The organism is Thermogutta sp. (genome assembly GCF_014359955.1).
Lineage (GTDB): Bacteria > Planctomycetota > Planctomycetia > Pirellulales > Thermoguttaceae > Thermogutta.
The window spans coordinates 1-1,143 of the sequence record NZ_JACIYL010001075.1; the positions used below are offsets into that span (position 1 = coordinate 1).

Here is a 1,143-nt window from a genome sequence, read left to right on the forward strand (position 1 = left end):
CGCTAGATATCGAAAGGCCGGAGCAATCGACGCGCGATTGCCCGCCACTCCCTCAAGGATTTGTGAACAAAAGGGGAATGTTGCGAGGTTATTTTGACAATGACGGGTGATCTTCAACCTGGTGCCATCATCGAAGGCGAGGCTTTTCCAGAGCCGATTCGAGTGCTTGTCGTGCAACCTTTTGGTCGCAACATTAAAGTGGGCGGACAGGGACTTCACACCCGGCATTATCACGAACGCCTTCTGACAACGGAGCAAGCTGCTCGGCTGAGAGTGATTCCGGCGGAATCTTCATTTAATGGAGATCCCAATCGCTTTCGGCTGGGGATTGAGGCGGCCCGCCTGGGATTGGCCTACGAGTACGACCCCTATTTTTCCCTGTCCATTGCGCGCGTCGATCCGTTACCCCATCAGTTGGAGGCCGTGTATCACTACATCCTGCCTCTGCCGCGTATCCGGTTTCTTCTGGCGGATGATGCTGGGGCGGGCAAGACCATCATGGCGGGACTGTTGCTTAAGGAGCTGAAGCTCCGCGGATTGGTGTCACGGACTCTGATCATCACCCCGGCGAACCTCATGTTTCAGTGGCAACGGGAGATGCGGGATCGCTTTCGGGAGCGCTTCGACATCATCCGTGGCGTGGACTTGAGGTACGCGTATGGGGTCAACCCTTGGCAGGATAAACCTCAGGTCATTACCTCGATGGACTGGGCTAAGCGAGAGGAGGTACGTGCGAGCCTCAGTCGCACGAGTTGGGATCTGGTCATCGTGGACGAGGCCCACCGCATGAGTGCCAATGATCCGGACCACAAGACGGAGCGCTACAAGCTTGGTGAATTGCTTTCCCAGCAATCACACCATATTCTGCTGCTCACAGGCACACCCCATAAGGGAGACCCGGCCAACTTTTGTCTCTTTCTACAACTTCTCGATCGCGACGTATATGCAGATATCCGCAGTTTGGAAGAAGCCATTCGCAACAATCACGCACCGTTTTATTTGCGACGGACCAAAGAGGCGCTGGTTACTTTTCCCGACCCAGAAAGCGGAAAAGTTCGCCGGCTTTTCACCGACCGAGAGGTGCGCACCGTCCGCGGTGAGCTGGACGGTCAAGAGTTTGCTGTTTACGAGACCTTAACTCGT

At 55.4% G+C, this 1,143-nt stretch carries 1 protein-coding gene; it reads left to right on the forward strand.

All coding sequences use genetic code 11. The annotated features are described in order from the left end of the window. Window positions 1-99: 99 nt before the first annotated feature. On the forward strand, window positions 100-1,143 hold a 1,044-nt coding region (locus tag H5U08_RS19465), incomplete at its 3' end, for a DEAD/DEAH box helicase (protein ID WP_297037040.1).